The 15,739-nt window shown below is 73.4% G+C and carries 14 protein-coding genes; 11 read left to right on the top strand and 3 right to left on the bottom strand.

The window, feature by feature from the left end:
- Nucleotides 1-11 precede the first annotated feature (11 nt).
- From ACIP4P_RS19185 to ACIP4P_RS19165, 5 genes are all read left to right on the top strand, one after another.
- Nucleotides 12-929 carry a carbohydrate ABC transporter permease gene (locus tag ACIP4P_RS19185; protein WP_400919955.1) on the top strand — a complete coding sequence of 306 codons (918 nt, stop codon included), beginning with the start codon at nucleotides 12-14 and terminating at the stop codon, nucleotides 927-929.
- Complete coding sequence (locus ACIP4P_RS19180; protein ID WP_400919953.1) at nucleotides 929-2,230, top strand: 6-phospho-beta-glucosidase; 1,302 nt, start codon at nucleotides 929-931, stop codon at nucleotides 2,228-2,230. Before ACIP4P_RS19185 ends, ACIP4P_RS19180 begins: the two co-directional genes overlap by 1 nt.
- A gap of 107 nt (nucleotides 2,231-2,337) precedes the next feature.
- Nucleotides 2,338-3,357 (top strand): BadF/BadG/BcrA/BcrD ATPase family protein, encoded by a 1,020-nt coding sequence (locus ACIP4P_RS19175; RefSeq protein ID WP_350511738.1) that lies wholly within the window; start codon nucleotides 2,338-2,340, stop codon nucleotides 3,355-3,357.
- Between the two features lie 207 nt (nucleotides 3,358-3,564).
- Nucleotides 3,565-4,161, top strand: a complete 597-nt coding sequence (locus ACIP4P_RS19170; protein ID WP_400919951.1) for a hypothetical protein — start codon at nucleotides 3,565-3,567, stop codon at nucleotides 4,159-4,161.
- A gap of 382 nt (nucleotides 4,162-4,543) precedes the next feature.
- Nucleotides 4,544-5,653 carry a hypothetical protein gene (locus ACIP4P_RS19165; protein ID WP_400919949.1) on the top strand — a complete coding sequence of 370 codons (1,110 nt, stop codon included), beginning with the start codon at nucleotides 4,544-4,546 and terminating at the stop codon, nucleotides 5,651-5,653.
- A 167-nt stretch (nucleotides 5,654-5,820) separates the two neighbouring features.
- Here the strand turns inward: ACIP4P_RS19165 and ACIP4P_RS19160 are convergent, their stop codons facing one another.
- Both ACIP4P_RS19160 and ACIP4P_RS19155 read right to left on the bottom strand, forming a co-directional pair.
- On the bottom strand, nucleotides 5,821-6,477 hold the full coding sequence (locus tag ACIP4P_RS19160) for a response regulator (RefSeq protein WP_400919947.1): 657 nt from the start codon (nucleotides 6,475-6,477) through the stop codon (nucleotides 5,821-5,823).
- Nucleotides 6,474-7,733 carry a sensor histidine kinase gene (locus ACIP4P_RS19155; protein ID WP_400919945.1) on the bottom strand — a complete coding sequence of 420 codons (1,260 nt, stop codon included), beginning with the start codon at nucleotides 7,731-7,733 and terminating at the stop codon, nucleotides 6,474-6,476. The genes ACIP4P_RS19160 and ACIP4P_RS19155 overlap by 4 nt, the downstream gene beginning before the upstream one ends.
- Before the next feature lie 134 nt (nucleotides 7,734-7,867).
- Between ACIP4P_RS19155 and ACIP4P_RS19150 the strand changes: the two genes are divergently transcribed.
- Nucleotides 7,868-8,779 (top strand): ABC transporter ATP-binding protein, encoded by a 912-nt coding sequence (locus ACIP4P_RS19150; RefSeq protein WP_400919943.1) that lies wholly within the window; start codon nucleotides 7,868-7,870, stop codon nucleotides 8,777-8,779.
- Nucleotides 8,776-9,639 carry an ABC transporter permease gene (locus ACIP4P_RS19145; protein ID WP_400919941.1) on the top strand — a complete coding sequence of 288 codons (864 nt, stop codon included), beginning with the start codon at nucleotides 8,776-8,778 and terminating at the stop codon, nucleotides 9,637-9,639. The genes ACIP4P_RS19150 and ACIP4P_RS19145 overlap by 4 nt, the downstream gene beginning before the upstream one ends.
- 85 nt (nucleotides 9,640-9,724) lie before the next feature.
- Here the strand turns inward: ACIP4P_RS19145 and ACIP4P_RS19140 are convergent, their stop codons facing one another.
- Nucleotides 9,725-10,486 (bottom strand): tyrosine-protein phosphatase, encoded by a 762-nt coding sequence (locus tag ACIP4P_RS19140; protein ID WP_400919939.1) that lies wholly within the window; start codon nucleotides 10,484-10,486, stop codon nucleotides 9,725-9,727.
- A 172-nt stretch (nucleotides 10,487-10,658) separates the two neighbouring features.
- Between ACIP4P_RS19140 and ACIP4P_RS19135 the strand changes: the two genes are divergently transcribed.
- From ACIP4P_RS19135 to ACIP4P_RS19120, 4 genes are all read left to right on the top strand, one after another.
- The gene (locus ACIP4P_RS19135) at nucleotides 10,659-11,429 is read left to right on the top strand and encodes a GntR family transcriptional regulator (RefSeq protein ID WP_400919937.1); all 771 of its coding nucleotides are present in this window, start codon (nucleotides 10,659-10,661) and stop codon (nucleotides 11,427-11,429) included.
- 87 nt (nucleotides 11,430-11,516) lie between these two features.
- Nucleotides 11,517-12,632 carry a PucR family transcriptional regulator gene (locus ACIP4P_RS19130; protein ID WP_400919935.1) on the top strand — a complete coding sequence of 372 codons (1,116 nt, stop codon included), beginning with the start codon at nucleotides 11,517-11,519 and terminating at the stop codon, nucleotides 12,630-12,632.
- Between the two features lie 216 nt (nucleotides 12,633-12,848).
- Nucleotides 12,849-13,637, top strand: coding sequence for a hypothetical protein (locus ACIP4P_RS19125; RefSeq protein WP_400919933.1), 789 nt, complete (start codon nucleotides 12,849-12,851; stop codon nucleotides 13,635-13,637).
- 64 nt (nucleotides 13,638-13,701) lie between these two features.
- On the top strand, nucleotides 13,702-15,723 hold the full coding sequence (locus tag ACIP4P_RS19120) for a flotillin family protein (RefSeq protein WP_400919931.1): 2,022 nt from the start codon (nucleotides 13,702-13,704) through the stop codon (nucleotides 15,721-15,723).
- Nucleotides 15,724-15,739 lie beyond the last annotated feature (16 nt).

The raw sequence follows: 15,739 nt of genomic DNA, 5'->3' as shown, positions 1-15,739 counted from the left end.
AGGACTCCGACATGACTCTCAGCTCCACCCCCACGCCCACGATCAGGCCTGGTGAGCCGCCGGTCCGCACCGCCACCGGCACCGCCGCCGCCCGGGTCGCCCGGCGCCGCGCCCTGCTCAACTGGGTCGCCGTGCACTCGCTGGCGATCGCCGCCGCGCTGTTCTTCCTGCTGCCCTTCGTCTTCGTCTTCCTGACCTCAGTGATGAACGACCAGCAGGCGCTCACCACCGACTACTGGCCGACCTCCTGGAACTGGGGCAACTACACCCAGGTGTGGGACACCCCCGGCTTCCTCACCTGGTGGCGCAACACCCTGGTGTACGCCGGCGCCGGCACCCTGCTCACCATCGTCTCCAGCCTGCCGGTCGCCTACGCGCTCGCCAAGTTCCGCTTCCGCGGCCGCAACCTGGCGCTGATGGCGGTCATCGCGATGATGATGCTGCCCCCGCAGGTCACCGTCATCCCGATGTACCTGTTCTGGGCCAAGCAGCTGGGCATGGACGGCTCGCTGTGGCCGCTGATCATCCCGATGGCCTTCGGCGACGCGTTCTCGATCTTCCTGCTGCGCCAGTTCCTGATGACCATCCCCAAGGAGTACATCGAGGCCGCCCGGATCGACGGCTGCGGCGACCTGCGCACCCTGCTGCGCGTCGTCCTGCCGATGGCCAAGCCGGCCATCGCCGCCGTCGCCCTGTTCCAGTTCTTCTACTGCTGGAACGACTACTTCGGCCCGCAGATCTACGCCAGCAACAACCACGATGCCTGGACGCTGAGTTACGGCCTGGAGTCGTTCAAGGCCGCCCACCACACCAACTGGAACCTCACCATGGCCGCCACCCTGCTGGTGATGGCCCCGGTGATCATCCTCTTCTTCTTCGCACAGAAGGCCTTCATCGAAGGCGTGACACTGACAGGGGTCAAGGGCTGATGTCCGCTGTTGTTTCCGGTCTCAAGCTGGCCATCGTCGGCGGCGGTTCGACGTACACCCCGGAGCTGATCGACGGCTTCGCCCGGCTGCGCGACACCCTGCCGATCGGCGAACTGGTGCTGATCGACCCGGCCGCCGAGCGGCTGGAGCTGATCGGCGGCCTCGCCCGGCGGATCTTCGCCAAGCAGGGGCACCCGGCCGCGGTGACCACCACCACCGACCTGGTGGCGGGCGTCGCCGACGCCGACGCCGTGCTGCTCCAACTGCGGGTCGGCGGCCAGGCCGCGCGCAACCAGGACGAGACCTGGCCGCTGGAGTGCGGCTGCGTCGGCCAGGAGACCACCGGCGCCGGCGGGCTCGCCAAGGCGCTGCGCACCGTCCCGGTGGTGCTGGACATCGCCGAACAGGTCCGCCGCACCAACCCGGACGCCTGGATCGTCGACTTCACCAACCCGGTCGGCATCGTCACCCGGGCCCTGCAGACCGCCGGCCACAAGGCCGTCGGGCTGTGCAACGTCGCGATCGGCTTCCAGCGCAAGTTCGCGGCCCACCTCGGGGTCGACCCGGAGCTGGTGCGACTCGACCACGTCGGGCTCAACCACCTGACCTGGGAACGCGGGGTGACCCTGCTGGACGCGCCCGGCGCCACCGGCGGACGGGAGGTGCTGCCGGAACTGCTCGCCTCGCACGGCAAGGAGATCGCCGACGACCTCCACCTGCCGCAGGCCTTCGTGCAGCGGCTCGGCGTGGTGCCCTCGTACTACCTGCGGTACTTCTACCAGCACGACGCGGTGGTCGAGGAGCTCAAGGTCCAGGGCTCGCGGGCCGCCCAGGTCGCCGAGATCGAGCGCCAGCTGCTGGAGCTGTACGCCGACCCCACCCTGGACACCAAGCCCGAGCTGCTGGGCAAGCGCGGCGGGGCCTTCTACTCGGAGGCCGCCGTCCAGCTGATCGCCTCCCTGCTCGGGACCGACGGCCGGACCACCGTCCAGGTGGTCAACACCCGCAACGACGGGGTGCTGCCCTTCCTGCCGGACGACGCCGTCATCGAGGTGCCCGCCGAGGTCGACGCCGCCGGCGTGCGGCCGCTGCCGCAGCAGCCGGTCGAGCCGCTGTTCGCCGGCCTGATCGCCGCCGTCACCTCGTACGAGCACCTCGCGCTCGACGCCGCCCTGCGCGGCGGACGCGACCGGGTCTTCGACGCCCTGCTCGCCCACCCGCTGGTCGGCCAGCTCGACACCGCCGACCGGCTCACCGACCGGCTGCTCGCCCACAACCGCGAGCACCTCGCCTGGGCCTGAGCGCCCACCGCGCCGGACCCCCGCCCGAGCGGGGGTCCGGCGGCGAGGAGACACCGATCACCCCGGCCGGGGCTACGGCCGGGCCACGTACGAGCCGCGGGGACCTGATGACCCACCAGCCCGAACCACTCCTGCCCGGCGTCCTCGCCATCGACGCGGGCAACTCCAAGACCGACGTCGCCCTGATCGGCGCCGACGGCACCGTCCTCGGCACCGCCCGCGGCGGCGGCTTCGCACCCCAGCGGATCGGCGGCGCCGCCGCCGTGGCCGGCCTCGCCCCGCTGGTCGAACAGGCCGCCGCGGCCGCCGGCCACCCCGGCTGGACCGGGGTGCTCACCGACCACGTCAGCGCCTGCCTGGCCAACGCCGACCTCCCGGTGGAGGAGGAGGCGCTGCGCACCGCCCTCGAATCGCACCCGTGGGGCGTCAGCAACACCGTCGTCAACGACACCTTCGGCCTGCTGCGGGCCGGCACCGACGGGCCGCGCGGGGTCGCGGTGGTCTGCGGCGCCGGCATCAACTGCGTCGGACTGCTGCCCGACGGGCGCACCGCCCGCTTCCCGGCGCTCGGCGAACTCACCGGCGACTGGGGCGGCGGCTCCGGGCTCGCCATCACCAGCATGTGGCACGCCGTGCGCGCCGAGGACGGCCGGGGCGGGCCGACCCGGCTCGCCCGGGCCATCGCCGAACACTTCGGGCTGCCCAGCGCCGGGGCGGTCGCCGAGGCCGTCCACCTCGGGCACCTGCCGAACACCCGGCTGCACGAGATCGTCCGGGTGCTGTTCGCGGCCGCGAACCAGGGGGACGCGACCGCCCTGGAGCTGATCGACCGGCAGGCCGACGAGATCGTCCGGCTCGCCGTGGTCGCGCTCGGCCGGCTGGACCTGCTGGACGCGCCGACCCCGGTGGTGCTCGGCGGCGGGGTGCTCGCCTCCCGGCAGCCGCTGCTGCTCGACAACGTGACGGCGCGGCTGGCGAAGGCCGCCCCGCTGGCCGAACCGCGGGTGGTCGTCGCACCGCCGGTGCTGGGCGCGGCGCTGCTCGGGCTCGACCACCTGGGCGTGGACGCCGTGGTGCAGGCCCGGGTGCGCGAGGCGTACGAGGCGCAGCGGCCGGTCGCGGTCTGACGCCCCGGTTCCGGACCGCTCCCGGCTCCGGACCGCTCCCGGCTCCGGACCGCCCCTGGTTCCGGACCGCCTCCGACTCCGGACCACTCCCCGAGACCTCCCGCCCCCGCCGGATCCGCACATCCGGCGGGGGCGGGAACCGTTGTGCGCCCGGCGGACGTGTACCCGGGTGCCGACCACCAGTGCAACCCGGGGGAGACTTGTGCCATGGCCGTGCCCCGTATCCTCCTCGCCGCCGTCCTGCTGACCGGAACGGCCGCCGCCGCACTCACCGGCTGCACCCCGGCGGACTCCCGCCCGACGGTGGCCGCCGCCTCCTCGGCCGCGGCCCTCGCCGACGAGGGCGCGGACGACCCGCTGCTGGACGACGACGACTTCGTCGACGACGACGGGACCTACCCCGCGGCCGGCACCATCGCCGCCCCGGAGTCGCCCACCCCGGAGTGCACCGCGCCGGAACCGCTCCCCGGCCACCAGGTGATGATCGTGGTCTCGGCCGGCCCCGCCGAACTCACCGCCCAGCCCGCCCGGCACAGTTGCACCCCGCCGCACTACGAGGCCACCGGCACGCCCGTCCACTACGCCTTCGCCGCCGCCGGGGTCGACGCCACCCTGGTCGACCGGCCGAACGCGGATCCGGCCAAGCCCGTCCAGCTGGACGAACTGGTCACCCACCTCAACGACTGCCTCGCGGAACGCGATCCGGCCGACCCGTACGCCTGCTTCGGCAACGCCTACGACGTGGTGCTGGACTCGCACGGGAGGATCATCCGGATCGCGGAGATCTCGGAGCCGGCGGCCTGAGCGGGCGGCCGATGGCCCCGGGGGGCGGCCGAGCGGCCCGACATACGGTGTAGAAGCCGCTTTCAACTGTTGAGGTTCCGCTTCGCTACGCGCATCAACGGCCCGTCAGCTGCGGGTTTTTGACTTTCGATACGTTATCCGGGGCCGCTCTTGGGGCGGGTCTTACTCGTGGCCTCGTTGACCCGGTTTCAGCCGCGGTGCTTTGCTTCCGGCTCGACGGTGAAACCGGTCCCCCATCCCCGCTTCCCTGACCGTTCATGACGAGCGGTCGGTGAAGCTCGGCTTGCCGTCGTCGTTTTCTCCGCGTTTCTCCATGTTCGTCCCCCACGGTGTCGCCGCGCCCCACCCGGTGCGCGGTCGGCATGAGAGAGGAACCCTCACGATGGGCATGTCCCCCACCTCCCGCCGGGCGCGAGTCCGGGCCCTGACCGGGCTGAGCGCGCTGGCACTGGCCGCCACCGGGTTCGCCGCCGCCCCGTCCGCCCAGGCGGTCCAGCCGGGCAGCGAGTTCGCCGGGAACTCCCACCCGTACCGGCACGGCACCGTCCCCACCCGGGAAGGCGCCGAGCACGCCAACGCCGCCTCCACGGCCGCGACCCGCACCAGCAACCTGAAGTACGGCGGCGCCGTCGACGGCATCGGCGTCACCACCGGCGCACCGAAGGTCTACGTGGTGATCTGGGGCTCCCAGTGGGGCACCGCGGGCACCGACGCCAACGGCTACACCACGCTGTCCGGCGACCCGTCCGGCGAGGCCGTCCGGGCGCAGCAGCTGTACAAGGGCCTCGGCACCAACAACGAGACCTGGTCCGGCGTCATGACCCAGTACTGCGAGGGCGTCGCCAAGGGCGCCACCAGCTGCGGCTCCACCACCGCGCACGTCGGCTACCCGACCGGCGGCGCGTTGGCCGGGGTCTGGGTGGACACCTCGGCCGCCGCCCCGGCCCAGGCCACCGGCAACCAGATCGCCAACGAGGCGATCAAGGCCGCCGGGCACTTCGGCAACACCACCGCGGCCGCCAACCGCAACGTCCAGTACGTGGTGCTCTCCCCGACCGGGACCCACCCGGACGGCTTCAACACCACCGGCGGCAACTTCTGCGCCTGGCACGACTGGAACGGCGACACCACGCTGAGCGGCGGCGCGGCCAGCTCGCCGTACGGCGACGTGGCGTTCAGCAACGACCCGTACGTGACCGACATGGGCTCCTCCTGCGGCCAGAACTACGTCAACAGCGGCACCGCGGGTCTGCTGGACGGCGTGACCATGGTGTTCGGCCACGAGTACGCGGAGACCGTCACCGACCAGAACCCGGCCGGCGGTTGGACCGACTCGACCGGCGCCGAGAACGCCGACAAGTGCGCCTGGAAGGGCGTCGGCGGCACCGGCGGCTCGCAGAACGTGGCCTTCGCGACCGGCTCGTTCGCGATGCAGGGCACCTGGTCGAACGCGGTCAGCGGATGCCAGATCTCGCACGCGATCGTTCCCTGAGCGGCGTGGGGCGGTTGAGGGGCTGAACGATCCGGCGGATCCGAGGGGACAGAGGGGTCTCGTGCCCCGAGGATCCGGTGCGGGAACAGGCGCCGGGGCGGGCTGTGCGGGCCCGCCCCGGCGCTTCGCGCTGTCCCGCTCCGGCACTTCGCGCTGTCCCGGGTTCCTCAGGACGGGGCGACCAGGCCGAACCCGTAGGCGTGGATGACCAGGTGGACCCGGTCGCGGGCGTCCAGCTTGGTGAACAGCCGGGCCACGTGCGCCTTGGCGGTGGCCACGCTGATGGTGAGCTGCTCGGCGATCTCGGCGTTGGACAGGCCGCGGCCGACCAGGGTGAGCACCTCGCGCTCGCGCTCGGTGATGCCCTCGGCGGACCTGCGCGGCCGGGCGGCGGCGTCCGGCCGGGCGGCGAACTCGCCGATCAGCCGGCGGGTGATGCCGGGGGCGAGCAGGGCGTCCCCGGCGGCGACCACCCGGACGCCGTCCAGGATGGTCTCCAGGGCGAGGTCCTTGACCAGGAAGCCGCTCGCCCCGGCGCGCAGCGCGCCGTACACGTAGTCGTCGTCGTCGAAGGTGGTGAGGACGAGCACGTGGGTGGGCAGGTCCGGGTCGGCGAGGATCCGGCGGGTCGCCTCGATGCCGTCCATGCCGGGCATCCGGATGTCCATCACGGCGACGTCCGGGCGCAGCCGGGTGACCAGGTCGACGGCCTCGGCGCCGTTGCCTGCCTCGCCGACCACCTCCAGGTCGGGGGCGTCGGCGATGAGCACCCGCAGACCGGTGCGGATGAGCGGCTGGTCGTCGACCAGGACGACGCGGATCACGGTCCCACCTCCAGGGGGGTCTGGTCGGCCGGCGCGGCGGTTTCCGCGACGGCCGGTGCGGTCGGTGCCGCATCCTGTGCCGCATCCGGTGACGCCGGGATCGGCAGCAGGGCGGCGACCCGGAAGCCGCCACCCGGGCGCGGGCCGGCGCTGAACTCGCCGTGCAGCAGGGCGACCCGCTCGCGCATCCCGGCCAGGCCGTAGCCGGTGCCGGGGGTGGCGTTCGGAGTACCGGCGCCCAGGTCCACGACGGTGACGGCGAGTCGCTCGGCACCGTACTCGACGGTGACGCGGCAGTCGCGGGTGCCGGAGTGCTTGACCACGTTGGTGACGGACTCCTGGACGATCCGGTAGGCGGCGAGGTCCACCTCGGCCGGCAGCGGCCGGACCTCGCCGCCGCGGGTCAGCGCGACCCGCACCCCGGCACCGGCCGTCCGCTCCACCAGCCGGTCCAACTCCTCGACCCCGGGCGCGACTTCGAGCGGGGCGGACTCCCCCTCGCCCTGCCGCAGCGCGCCGAGCATCCGGCGCAGCCCGGCCAGGGTCTCCCGGCTGGTGGCCTCGATGGCGTCCAGCGCGTTGCGGGTCTCGGCGGGCTGGGTGGCCATGACCCGGCTGCCCATGCCCGCCTGGATCGCGATGATGCCGATGTTGTGCGCCACCATGTCGTGCAACTCGCGGGCGATGCGCAGCCGTTCGGCGGTGACCGCCTGCTCGGCGGCGCGGCCGTGCAGGGCCTCGGCGTGGGCCCGGCCCTGGCGGACGGTGTTGCCGATCAGCCAGGCGATCAGCACGGTGGCGGCGAGGCCCAGGTAGGCGTACGGGCTCACCGGGTAGCCGTTGACGGCGCCCCAGGCGTACAGGGTGGCGAGCACGGCCAGCGGCATCGCCACCGCGAGCGTGGAGAGCAGCCGGGAGCGGGTGGCCACGCAGTGGCCGACCACCGCCTCGGCGATCAGGAACTGCACCGGCGCGGTGGCCGGTTGGGTCCACATCCCGAGCGAGAAGACGCCGCCCGCGAGCGCCACCGCGACGGCCGCCAGCGGCAGCCGGACCAGCAGGAAGGCGACCAGGGTGGTGACCAGGGCGGTGACCACCAGGGGCATGTCCTCGGTGTTGCCCTGGTAGTCGAGGAGGTGGTGCAACTCGTTCACGCGGGTGAAGAACCGGAACACCACGATGGCCGTCCAGAACGCCGCCACCCACACGCCCGCGGGCAGGCGCCTGAGCAGGGGCGGGCGGGGTTCGGTGATCATGACGCGATGGTAGCGGCGGCCGGTCGGACGGAGCATCGGCCCGCGGGCGTAATCCCGGGGGCGGGGGTGGCGGCCCCCGGTTGTGGCCCGGCGCCCGATGCCCGCGCACGGCCCCGACCGGCACCGTTGTCCCCGTGATCGAGATCGAGCGACTGACCAAGCGGTACGGCGCCACCACGGCCGTCGACCAGTTGACCTGCACCGTCCGGCCGGGCACCGTCACCGGCTTCCTCGGCCCCAACGGCGCCGGCAAGTCCACCACCCTGCGGATGATCCTGGGCCTCAACACCCCCACCGAGGGCGGCGTCACCGTCGACGGGGTGCCCTTCGCCGGCCGGCCGCGCGGCCTGCGGCACGTCGGCGCCCTGCTGGACGCGGGCGACGTGCACGGCGGGCGCAGCGCCCGGGCCCATCTGTCGGCGCTGGCCCGGAGCAACCGGATCCCGCTCTCCCGGGTGGACGAGGTGCTCGCCGAGGTCGGCCTCGGCAAGGCCGCCGGGCGGCGGATCGGCGGCTACTCGCTGGGCATGAAGCAGCGCCTCGGCATCGCCGGCGCCCTGCTCGGCGACCCGCCCGTACTGCTCTTCGACGAACCGCTGAACGGGCTCGACCCGGAGGGCGTGCTCTGGGTCCGCGGACTGTTCCGCCGCCTCGCCGACGAGGGACGGACGGTCTTCGTCTCCAGCCACATGATGGCCGAGATGGAGCACACCGCCGACCGGCTGATCGTGATCGGCCGCGGCCGGCTGATCGCCGACGAGAGCCTGGCCGCCTTCTCGGCCCGGCACGCGGAGTCGGCAGTGGCCGTACGGACACCCGAACTGGCTCCTCTGGCCGAGGTGTTGCGGGGCGAGGGCGCCGAAGTCGAGGTGGTCGAGCCGCAGTTCGGCGTCGTCACCGGGCTGCCTGCCGCACGGATCGGCGAACTCGCCCTGCGGCACGGCGTGGTGCTGCACGAGCTGGCCACCCGGACCTCCTCCCTGGAGTCCGCGTTCATGTCCCTGACCGCCGACAGCGTCGAGTACGCGGCTGGAGAAGCCCGATGAGCACCATGACCCTGGTCCGCCCCGAGGCCGCCCGGGCGGCCGTCGAACCGGCGCCCCGGTTCACCGACCTGCTGGCCGCCGAGTGGATCAAACTGCGCTCGCTGCGCTCGACCTACTGGGTGCTGGCACTGGCCTCGCTGGTGGCGATCGCCGTCAACATCAACGCCGTGCACAGCGACCTGACGTACATCGACCATCCGCCCGCGCGGCTGCCCGGCTTCCCGCCGTTCCGGTACGACCCGCTGTACCACGGCCTCAGCGACATCGCCTGCTACCTGACGGCGATCGCGGCCGGCAGCCTCGGGGCGATCACCGTGTTCGGCGAGTACACCACCGGCCTGATCCGCACCACCTTCGCCGCGGTGCCCGACCGGCGCGGGGTGATCGCCGCCAAGGTGCTGCTGATCGGCGGGATCACCGCGCTGGCCGGAGCCGTGGTGTCGGCGGTGTCCTTCTTCGCCACCAACGCGATGCTGGCCTCCCGGCACGTCGGGCTCTCCATCACCGAGGGGGTCAGCCTGCGGGCCGTCCTGGCCTACGCGGCGATCGTGCCGGTCTGCGCGCTGATCGGGATGGCCCTGGGCGCGCTGCTGCGGCACGCCACCGCCTCGATCGTGTCCCTGGTGCTGCTGTTCTTCATCCTGCCGCTGATGTTCGGCGGCGACCGCTACCGCTGGCTGCACGAGATCGGCAGCCACCTGCCGCTGTCCACCGTCGGCCGGCTCACCTACAACCCCGATTCCTCGACCACCACGAGCAAGTGGGCGCCGAGCGTGCTGGACTCCTGGATCACCATGGGGGTGTGGGCGGCCGTCGCGGTCGCGGTGACGGTGGTCGTGGTCCGCCGCCGGGACGTCTGAGGCCCACCGGGGCGGACGCCCGGCCCTGCCGTCGGGGCCCGAACCGGGATGGGCTCAGTCCCGGGAACCAGCCGGGGCGCGCCGCTCAGGCGGCCGGGACGGCGGCCTTGGCGCGGAAGGCGCCGAGGGTGGTGGCGGGGACGCCGCAGGTGGGGAGGAAGGCGGCGGCGCCGCCGTGGCGGGTGCGGATGTGGGTGAGGAAGACGGACATGGCCTCGCCGGGGGCCTGGAGCAGCGGGGCGGGGATGGTGAGCCGGCGGCCGTCGGAGTCGGTGACGCGGGTTTCGCCCTGGTCGTTGAGGGCGGTGCGGTGGCGTTCGGCGAGGTTGGCGAAGATCTGCGGGAGGGCGTCGGCGGTGCGGGCGTAGTCGGCCACGATGGCCTCGGTGGGGACGCCGAGCAGGTCGAGCAGCAGGGCGGTGAGCAGGCCGGTGCGGTCCTTGCCGGCGGCGCAGTGGAGCAGGACGGCGCCGGGGCGGGCGGCGGCCGCCACGGCGGCGGCGACGGCCTCGGGGGCGGATTCGGCCAGCAGCAGGTAGAACTCGCCGAGGTCGGCGGCGGTGGTCATGGTCGCCATGTGGGCGGTGAGGGCGTCGGTGGCCGGGTTCACCGGGGCGGCGACCACGGCTATCCCGGCGGCCTCGGCGGCGGCCCAGTCGGTGGGCCGGGTCTCACGGGGGTCGCGCAGGTCGACGACGGTGCGGATGTCGCAGGCGCGCAGCTGGGCGACGACGGCCTCGTCGGCGGCCGGGTAGGGCTGGGCGGAGCGGTACAGCACGCCGGGGCGGATCCGCAGGCCCTCGGGGTCGCTGAGGACGGCGGCGTCGCGGAAGTTGACCAGGGACATGGGGAGGCCTTTCGGGTGGAGCCGCACGCGGGGCGAGCAGGACGTCCAGTAGGACATCTAGACGTCTAGATGTCCAATCCCCCGCCGGGATCGGGACGCCCTTCCATCCCACCGCCCTCGGCCCGCCACGGCGAGCCGGAGAAGCGGCCGTCCGGTTCGTAGGATCGGGTGCGTGGCAACGAACCCCCCGGGCACTCCCCCGAACGTCCCGCTGTACCGGCGGCTGGCCCGGCAGCTCCAGGAGCGGATCGACGCCGGCGGCTACCCGGCGGGCGCCCGGCTGCCGAGCGAGCCGGAGCTGAGCGCCGAGTTCGGCGTGAACCGGCTCACCGTGCGGCAGGCGGTCGCCGAGCTGGAGCGGGCGGCGGCGGTGGAGATCCGCCGGGGCGTGGGCACCTTCGTGCGCCCGCCCGCCGTCCGGGTCTCGATCGCGGTGGACCCGCGCAGTCAGCGCTTCGACCTCGGCAGCGTGCACACCGCGCTGCCGGAGGGCGGGCGGGGCGACGGCGAGTTCGTGGTGGCCGCCCCACCGGTGACCGGCTCGGCGGAGGACGAGGAGGCGGCCCGCCAGCTCGACCGGGCGCCGGACGAGCTGTTCCGGCTGGACTCGGTGCTCCGGCTCGGCGGGCGGGCCCGGGCGGCGTGCAGCTACTGGGTGCCGTTCGGCCCGCTGCCCCCCGAGCTGGTGCGGCCCGGCCACGCCGGGAACCTGGTGCGGGAGCTGGCCCGGGCGGGCGGGGTGGAGCTGGAGTACGACTGGCGGGCCTTCGGCGCGATCGGCGCGGACCTGGCGGACGCCGAACTGCTGGGCGTCCCGCCGGGCACCCCGCTGCTGGTCCGCGAGGGGGTCAGCTGCACCCCGGACGGCAGCCCGGCGCTGTACGTCCGGCGGCGGATCGACGGCAGCAGCGCGCGCTTCGTCCTGAACTTCCGCGAGCGGTAGCGCGCGCCGCGCGCAAGGCCCCGGTCGTCAGGATCCTGATAAGGTTCACCGCCGAAATTCCAGGCCGCACGGGGGACGTAGGACACGGTGAACGAGACGGACGAGTGCGACATACCCACTGAACTGGCGGAGGCGTACCTCACCCTGCTCGCCGACGTCTCCCGCACCGGGCGCCTGCTGCGCCGGGACGAGCTGGAGGCGCTGCGCCGGCTCGGTGAACAGTGCGCCGAGGCCGGTTACGGGCTGCGCGAGGTGGTCTCGCACTGCCTGACCGCGGCCCGGCGGGCCTGGCAGACGCTGCCCGGGGCGACCGCCGCCGGCAGCGTCGGCGAGCTGCGCCGGATGGGCGACGCGGTGCTGGCCGCCACCGACGCCGCGCTGGCCGCGCTGGGCGAGGGGCACGAGCGCTCGCAGCGCCTGGCGGTCCGTCACGAGGAGGCGGCCAGGCGGGAGTTCATCGACGACCTGCTGCACGGCCGCGCCGACCTCGGCCTGCTGGCGGAGCGCGCGGAGCGGTTCGGACTGCGCCTGGCGGGCGCGTACACGGTGGCGGTCGCGGTGGGCGACGAGCCGTTCGCCGACGTCCATCCGCTGGTGCACCGGGTGGAGCGGGAGCTGGCCGGGCGGTTCGGCGAGCGGGACGTCCTGCTGGCCAGCAAGGACGGCCGGCTGGTGTGCATCGCACCGGACTCCGAGCGCGCCGTGCTGGAGGCCTTCGCCGACCTGACGCTGCGCCCCGGCCCCGGCTACCGCCCGGTGCTGCGGGTGTCCACCGGGCGCCGGCACTCGGGGGCGAGCGGGGTGCTGCGCAGCTACGACGAGGCGCTGGACGCGCTGGACTACGCCCAGCGGCTGGGCCTGTCGGCCCGCCAGCTGAAGGCCGAGGAACTGCTGGTGTTCCCGGTGCTGATGCGCGACCGGGCGGCGATGGCGGACCTGGTGCGCAGCGTGCTGGGCCCGTTGACGGAGGCGCGCGGCGGGGCCCGTCCGCTGCTGGACACCATCGCGGTGCAGGCCGAGGCGGCGTACGTGAACGCGGAGGCGGCCCGCCGGCTGGGGCTGAGCGTGCGCACCCTGGGCTACCGGCTGGAGCGGATCAAGGCGCTCACGGGCTACGACCCGGCGGACGCCCTGCAGCGCTTCACCCTGGAGACCGCGGCCATGGGCGCGCGGCTGCTGAACTGGCCCGAGCAGCCGCTGTAGGACCCGCCCCGGCGGGCTGCCCCGACGGGCCGAAACCCCGGGTGACCTGCCCGGGGCCGTCCTGTTGCCCGGCTGTTGCAGTGTCACCGCGGACGTGCGTACCAGGGTGTCAAAAGGCCGTAAAGATTGCCGGATCCTGGCAATGTGCGGAGCCCGCCCGCGCTGCCATGATCTCCCCGGCGCCGATGTCCGGTGCCGTGGGAAAGGCGGGGGAGCATGGCCGGGACGGGGGACTTCTTCGCGGCCGCGCTGGCCTTTCCGACGGCGCTGTTCAGTTTCGCGCTGGTGGTGGTCGTCGGGTACTGGCTGCTGATGCTGATCGGCGGCCTGGGGTTCGACGCCGTGCACGGGGGGCACGGCGTCGGACACCACCTGGGTGCCGGACACGCCGGGCATGTGGGCCCGGTGGGTCACGTCGGACACGGTGTCGGGGGGCACGGTGTCGGGGGGAGCGTGGCCCACGGGGCGTCCGGCGCGGGGAGCGCCCACGGCGCCCCGGACGGTGCCCACGGTGTCCAGGGGGGACACACGGGACACGGCACCGGCCACCACGGGGGCGTGCTGGACGCGCTGGGGCTGGGCGGGGTACCCGCGACGGTGGCGGTCTCGCTGCTGGTCGCGCTCGCCTGGTTCGTCAGCCTGGCCGGCACCGTCCTCACCACGGGGGCACCGGCGCGCGGCGGCGTGTTCGCCGTCGCGCTGGTCGCCGCCTGGGCGGGCACCCGACTGCTCGTCCGGCCGCTGCGGCGGCTGTTCCCGGAGGACCGGCCGATCACCCGGGGGGACTTCGTCGGCCGGGTCTGCGTGATCCGCACCGGCCGGGTGACGGCCGACTTCGGGCAGGCCGAGGTGACCGCCGAGGACGGCTCCACCGCGACCGTGCAGGTCCGCACGCCGGAGCCCGAACCGGCCCTGACGGCCGGCCGCACCGCGCTGATCTACGACTACGACGCGGACGGCGAGCACTTCCTGGTCGCGCCGTTCGACCCGCCGGCCAGTCCCTGACGGCTCGTCAATTCCCCCTTCCGTCAACCACTTCGCACCACCATTTCCGTCAAAGGACTCCGTGATGGACACCATCGCCGTGGGTTTCGGCGTGCTCGTCGCCGTCGTGCTGCTCATCCTGCTCGCCGTACTGCTGTTCGTGGGCCGCCTGTTCCAGAAGGTCGAGCAGGGCAAGGCACTGATCGTCTCCCGGACCAAGAAGGTGGACGTCACCTTCACCGGGGCGATCGTCCTGCCGATCCTGCACAAGGCCGAGTTGATGGACATCACGGCGAAGACCGTGGAGATCCACCGGGCCGGCCGGGACGGCCTGATCTGCCGGGACAACATCCGGGCGGACATCCGGATCTCCTTCTTCGTCCGGGTGAACAAGACCGTCGAGGACGTCGTCAAGGTGGCGCAGTCGATCGGCACCGCCCGGGCCAGCGACCCGCAGGCGATCCAGGACTTCTTCGCCGCCAAGTTCGCCGAGGCGCTCAAGACCGTCGGCAAGCAGCTGGACTTCACCGATCTGTACACCCACCGGCACGAGTTCCGGGACCAGATCATCGCGGTCATCGGCACCGACCTCAACGGCTACACCCTTGAGGACGCGGCCATCGACCACCTGGAACAGACCCCGATGAGCCAGCTGGACGCCGACAACATCCTGGACGCCCAGGGCATCCGCAAGATCACCGAGCTGACCGCGATCGAGCACGTGCGCACCAACGAGTACCAGCGCACCGAGGAGAAGGAGATCACCCGGCAGAACGTGGACGCCCGGGAGACCGTCCTGGAGCTCCAACGCCGCCAGGCCGACGCCGAGATCCGCCAGCGCCGCGAGATCGAGACCCTGCGGGCCAAGGAGGACGCGGTGATCGCCCGGGTGCAGGAGGAGGAGCGGCTCACCGCCCAGACCGCCTTCCTGCGCACCGAGGAGCTGCTCGGGGTGCAGCGGGAGAACCAGGCCCGCGAGGTCGCGGTGGCCCAGAAGAACCGCGAACGGGTGATCGCGGTGGAGAACGAGCGGATCGAGAAGGACCGGCTGCTGGAGGTCGTCGGCCGCGAGCGGGAGACCGAACTCGCCGTGATGGCCAAGCAGAAGGAGGTCGAGTCGCGCCGCCGGGAGGTCGCCGACGTGGTCCGCGAGCGGGTCGCGGTGGACCGCACCGTCGCCGAGCAGGAGGAGGCCGTCAAGACCCTGCGGGCCACCGAGGAGGCCGAGCGGACCCGCAAGGCGGTCGTCATCCAGGCCGAGGCGGAGGCGCAGGAGAAGCTGGTCAAGGACATCAAGGCCGCCGAGGCCGCCGAGCAGGCCGCCGCGCACAAGGCCCGCGAGTCGCTGGTACTGGCCGAGGCCCGGCAGCAGGCCGCCGAGCTGGACGCGGCCGCCAAGGTCAAGCTCGCCGAGGGCGTCCGGGCGGAGGCCGCCGCCGAGGGGCTGGCCCGGGTGCAGGTGCGGGAGCAGGAGGCCGCGGCGGTGGAGAAGGTCGGCCGGGCCGAGGCCGCGGTGCAGACCGAGAAGGCCAAGGCGGCCGCGCTGGAGGTCGGCGCCAAGCTGAAGGCGGAGGCCGAGGGCCTGACCGAGAAGGCCGCGGCGATGGCCAAGCTGGACGAGGCCTCCCGCGGGCACGAGGAGTACCGGCTGCGACTGGCCGCCGAGAAGGACGTCCGGCTCGCCGCCCTGGAGGCCCAGCGGCAGATCGCCGAGGCGCAGGCCGCGCTGGTCGCGACCGGGCTGGAGAAGGCGAAGATCGACATCGTCGGCGGGGACTCGGTGTTCTTCGACAAGCTGGTGCAGTCGGTGACGGCCGGCAAGAGCGTGGACGCCTTCGTCGGCCACTCGCAGACCGCTCAGACCCTGGCCGGGCCCTGGCTGGACGGGCGGGCCGACTTCACCGCGGACCTCACCCGGGTGCTGTCCTCGGTGTCCACCGCGGACGTGCAGAACCTGACGGTGTCCGCGCTGCTGCTGAAGCTGATCGGCGGCGGTGGCGAGCAGGCCGGACAGCTGCGGCAACTGCTGGAGTCCGCGAAGAAGTTGGGGATCGCGGAGACCCCGATCGGGGCGCTGACCGGCGCCGCCGTCAATGGCTCGAAGTGACCTGCTGAGGAACGTG

The organism is Kitasatospora sp. NPDC089509, from assembly GCF_044749365.1.
In the GTDB taxonomy this organism is placed as follows: Bacteria; Actinomycetota; Actinomycetes; order Streptomycetales; family Streptomycetaceae; genus Kitasatospora.
Note: the sequence above shows the minus strand (reverse complement) of the source record. Positions and strands in the feature narration are given on the sequence as shown.

Excerpts from the sequence above, each read along its gene's own strand:
- ACIP4P_RS19185 (WP_400919955.1), top strand. The coding sequence starts at position 12 with ATGACTCTCAGCTCCACCCCCACGCCCACGATCAGGCCTGGTGAGCCG.
- ACIP4P_RS19180 (WP_400919953.1), top strand. The coding sequence starts at position 929 with ATGTCCGCTGTTGTTTCCGGTCTCAAGCTGGCCATCGTCGGCGGCGGT.
- ACIP4P_RS19175 (WP_350511738.1), top strand. The coding sequence starts at position 2,338 with ATGACCCACCAGCCCGAACCACTCCTGCCCGGCGTCCTCGCCATCGAC.
- ACIP4P_RS19170 (WP_400919951.1), top strand. The coding sequence starts at position 3,565 with ATGGCCGTGCCCCGTATCCTCCTCGCCGCCGTCCTGCTGACCGGAACG.
- ACIP4P_RS19165 (WP_400919949.1), top strand. The coding sequence starts at position 4,544 with ATGGGCATGTCCCCCACCTCCCGCCGGGCGCGAGTCCGGGCCCTGACC.
- ACIP4P_RS19155 (WP_400919945.1), bottom strand. The coding sequence starts at position 7,733 with ATGATCACCGAACCCCGCCCGCCCCTGCTCAGGCGCCTGCCCGCGGGC.
- ACIP4P_RS19145 (WP_400919941.1), top strand. The coding sequence starts at position 8,776 with ATGAGCACCATGACCCTGGTCCGCCCCGAGGCCGCCCGGGCGGCCGTC.
- ACIP4P_RS19140 (WP_400919939.1), bottom strand. The coding sequence starts at position 10,486 with ATGTCCCTGGTCAACTTCCGCGACGCCGCCGTCCTCAGCGACCCCGAG.
- ACIP4P_RS19125 (WP_400919933.1), top strand. The coding sequence starts at position 12,849 with ATGGCCGGGACGGGGGACTTCTTCGCGGCCGCGCTGGCCTTTCCGACG.
- ACIP4P_RS19120 (WP_400919931.1), top strand. The coding sequence starts at position 13,702 with ATGGACACCATCGCCGTGGGTTTCGGCGTGCTCGTCGCCGTCGTGCTG.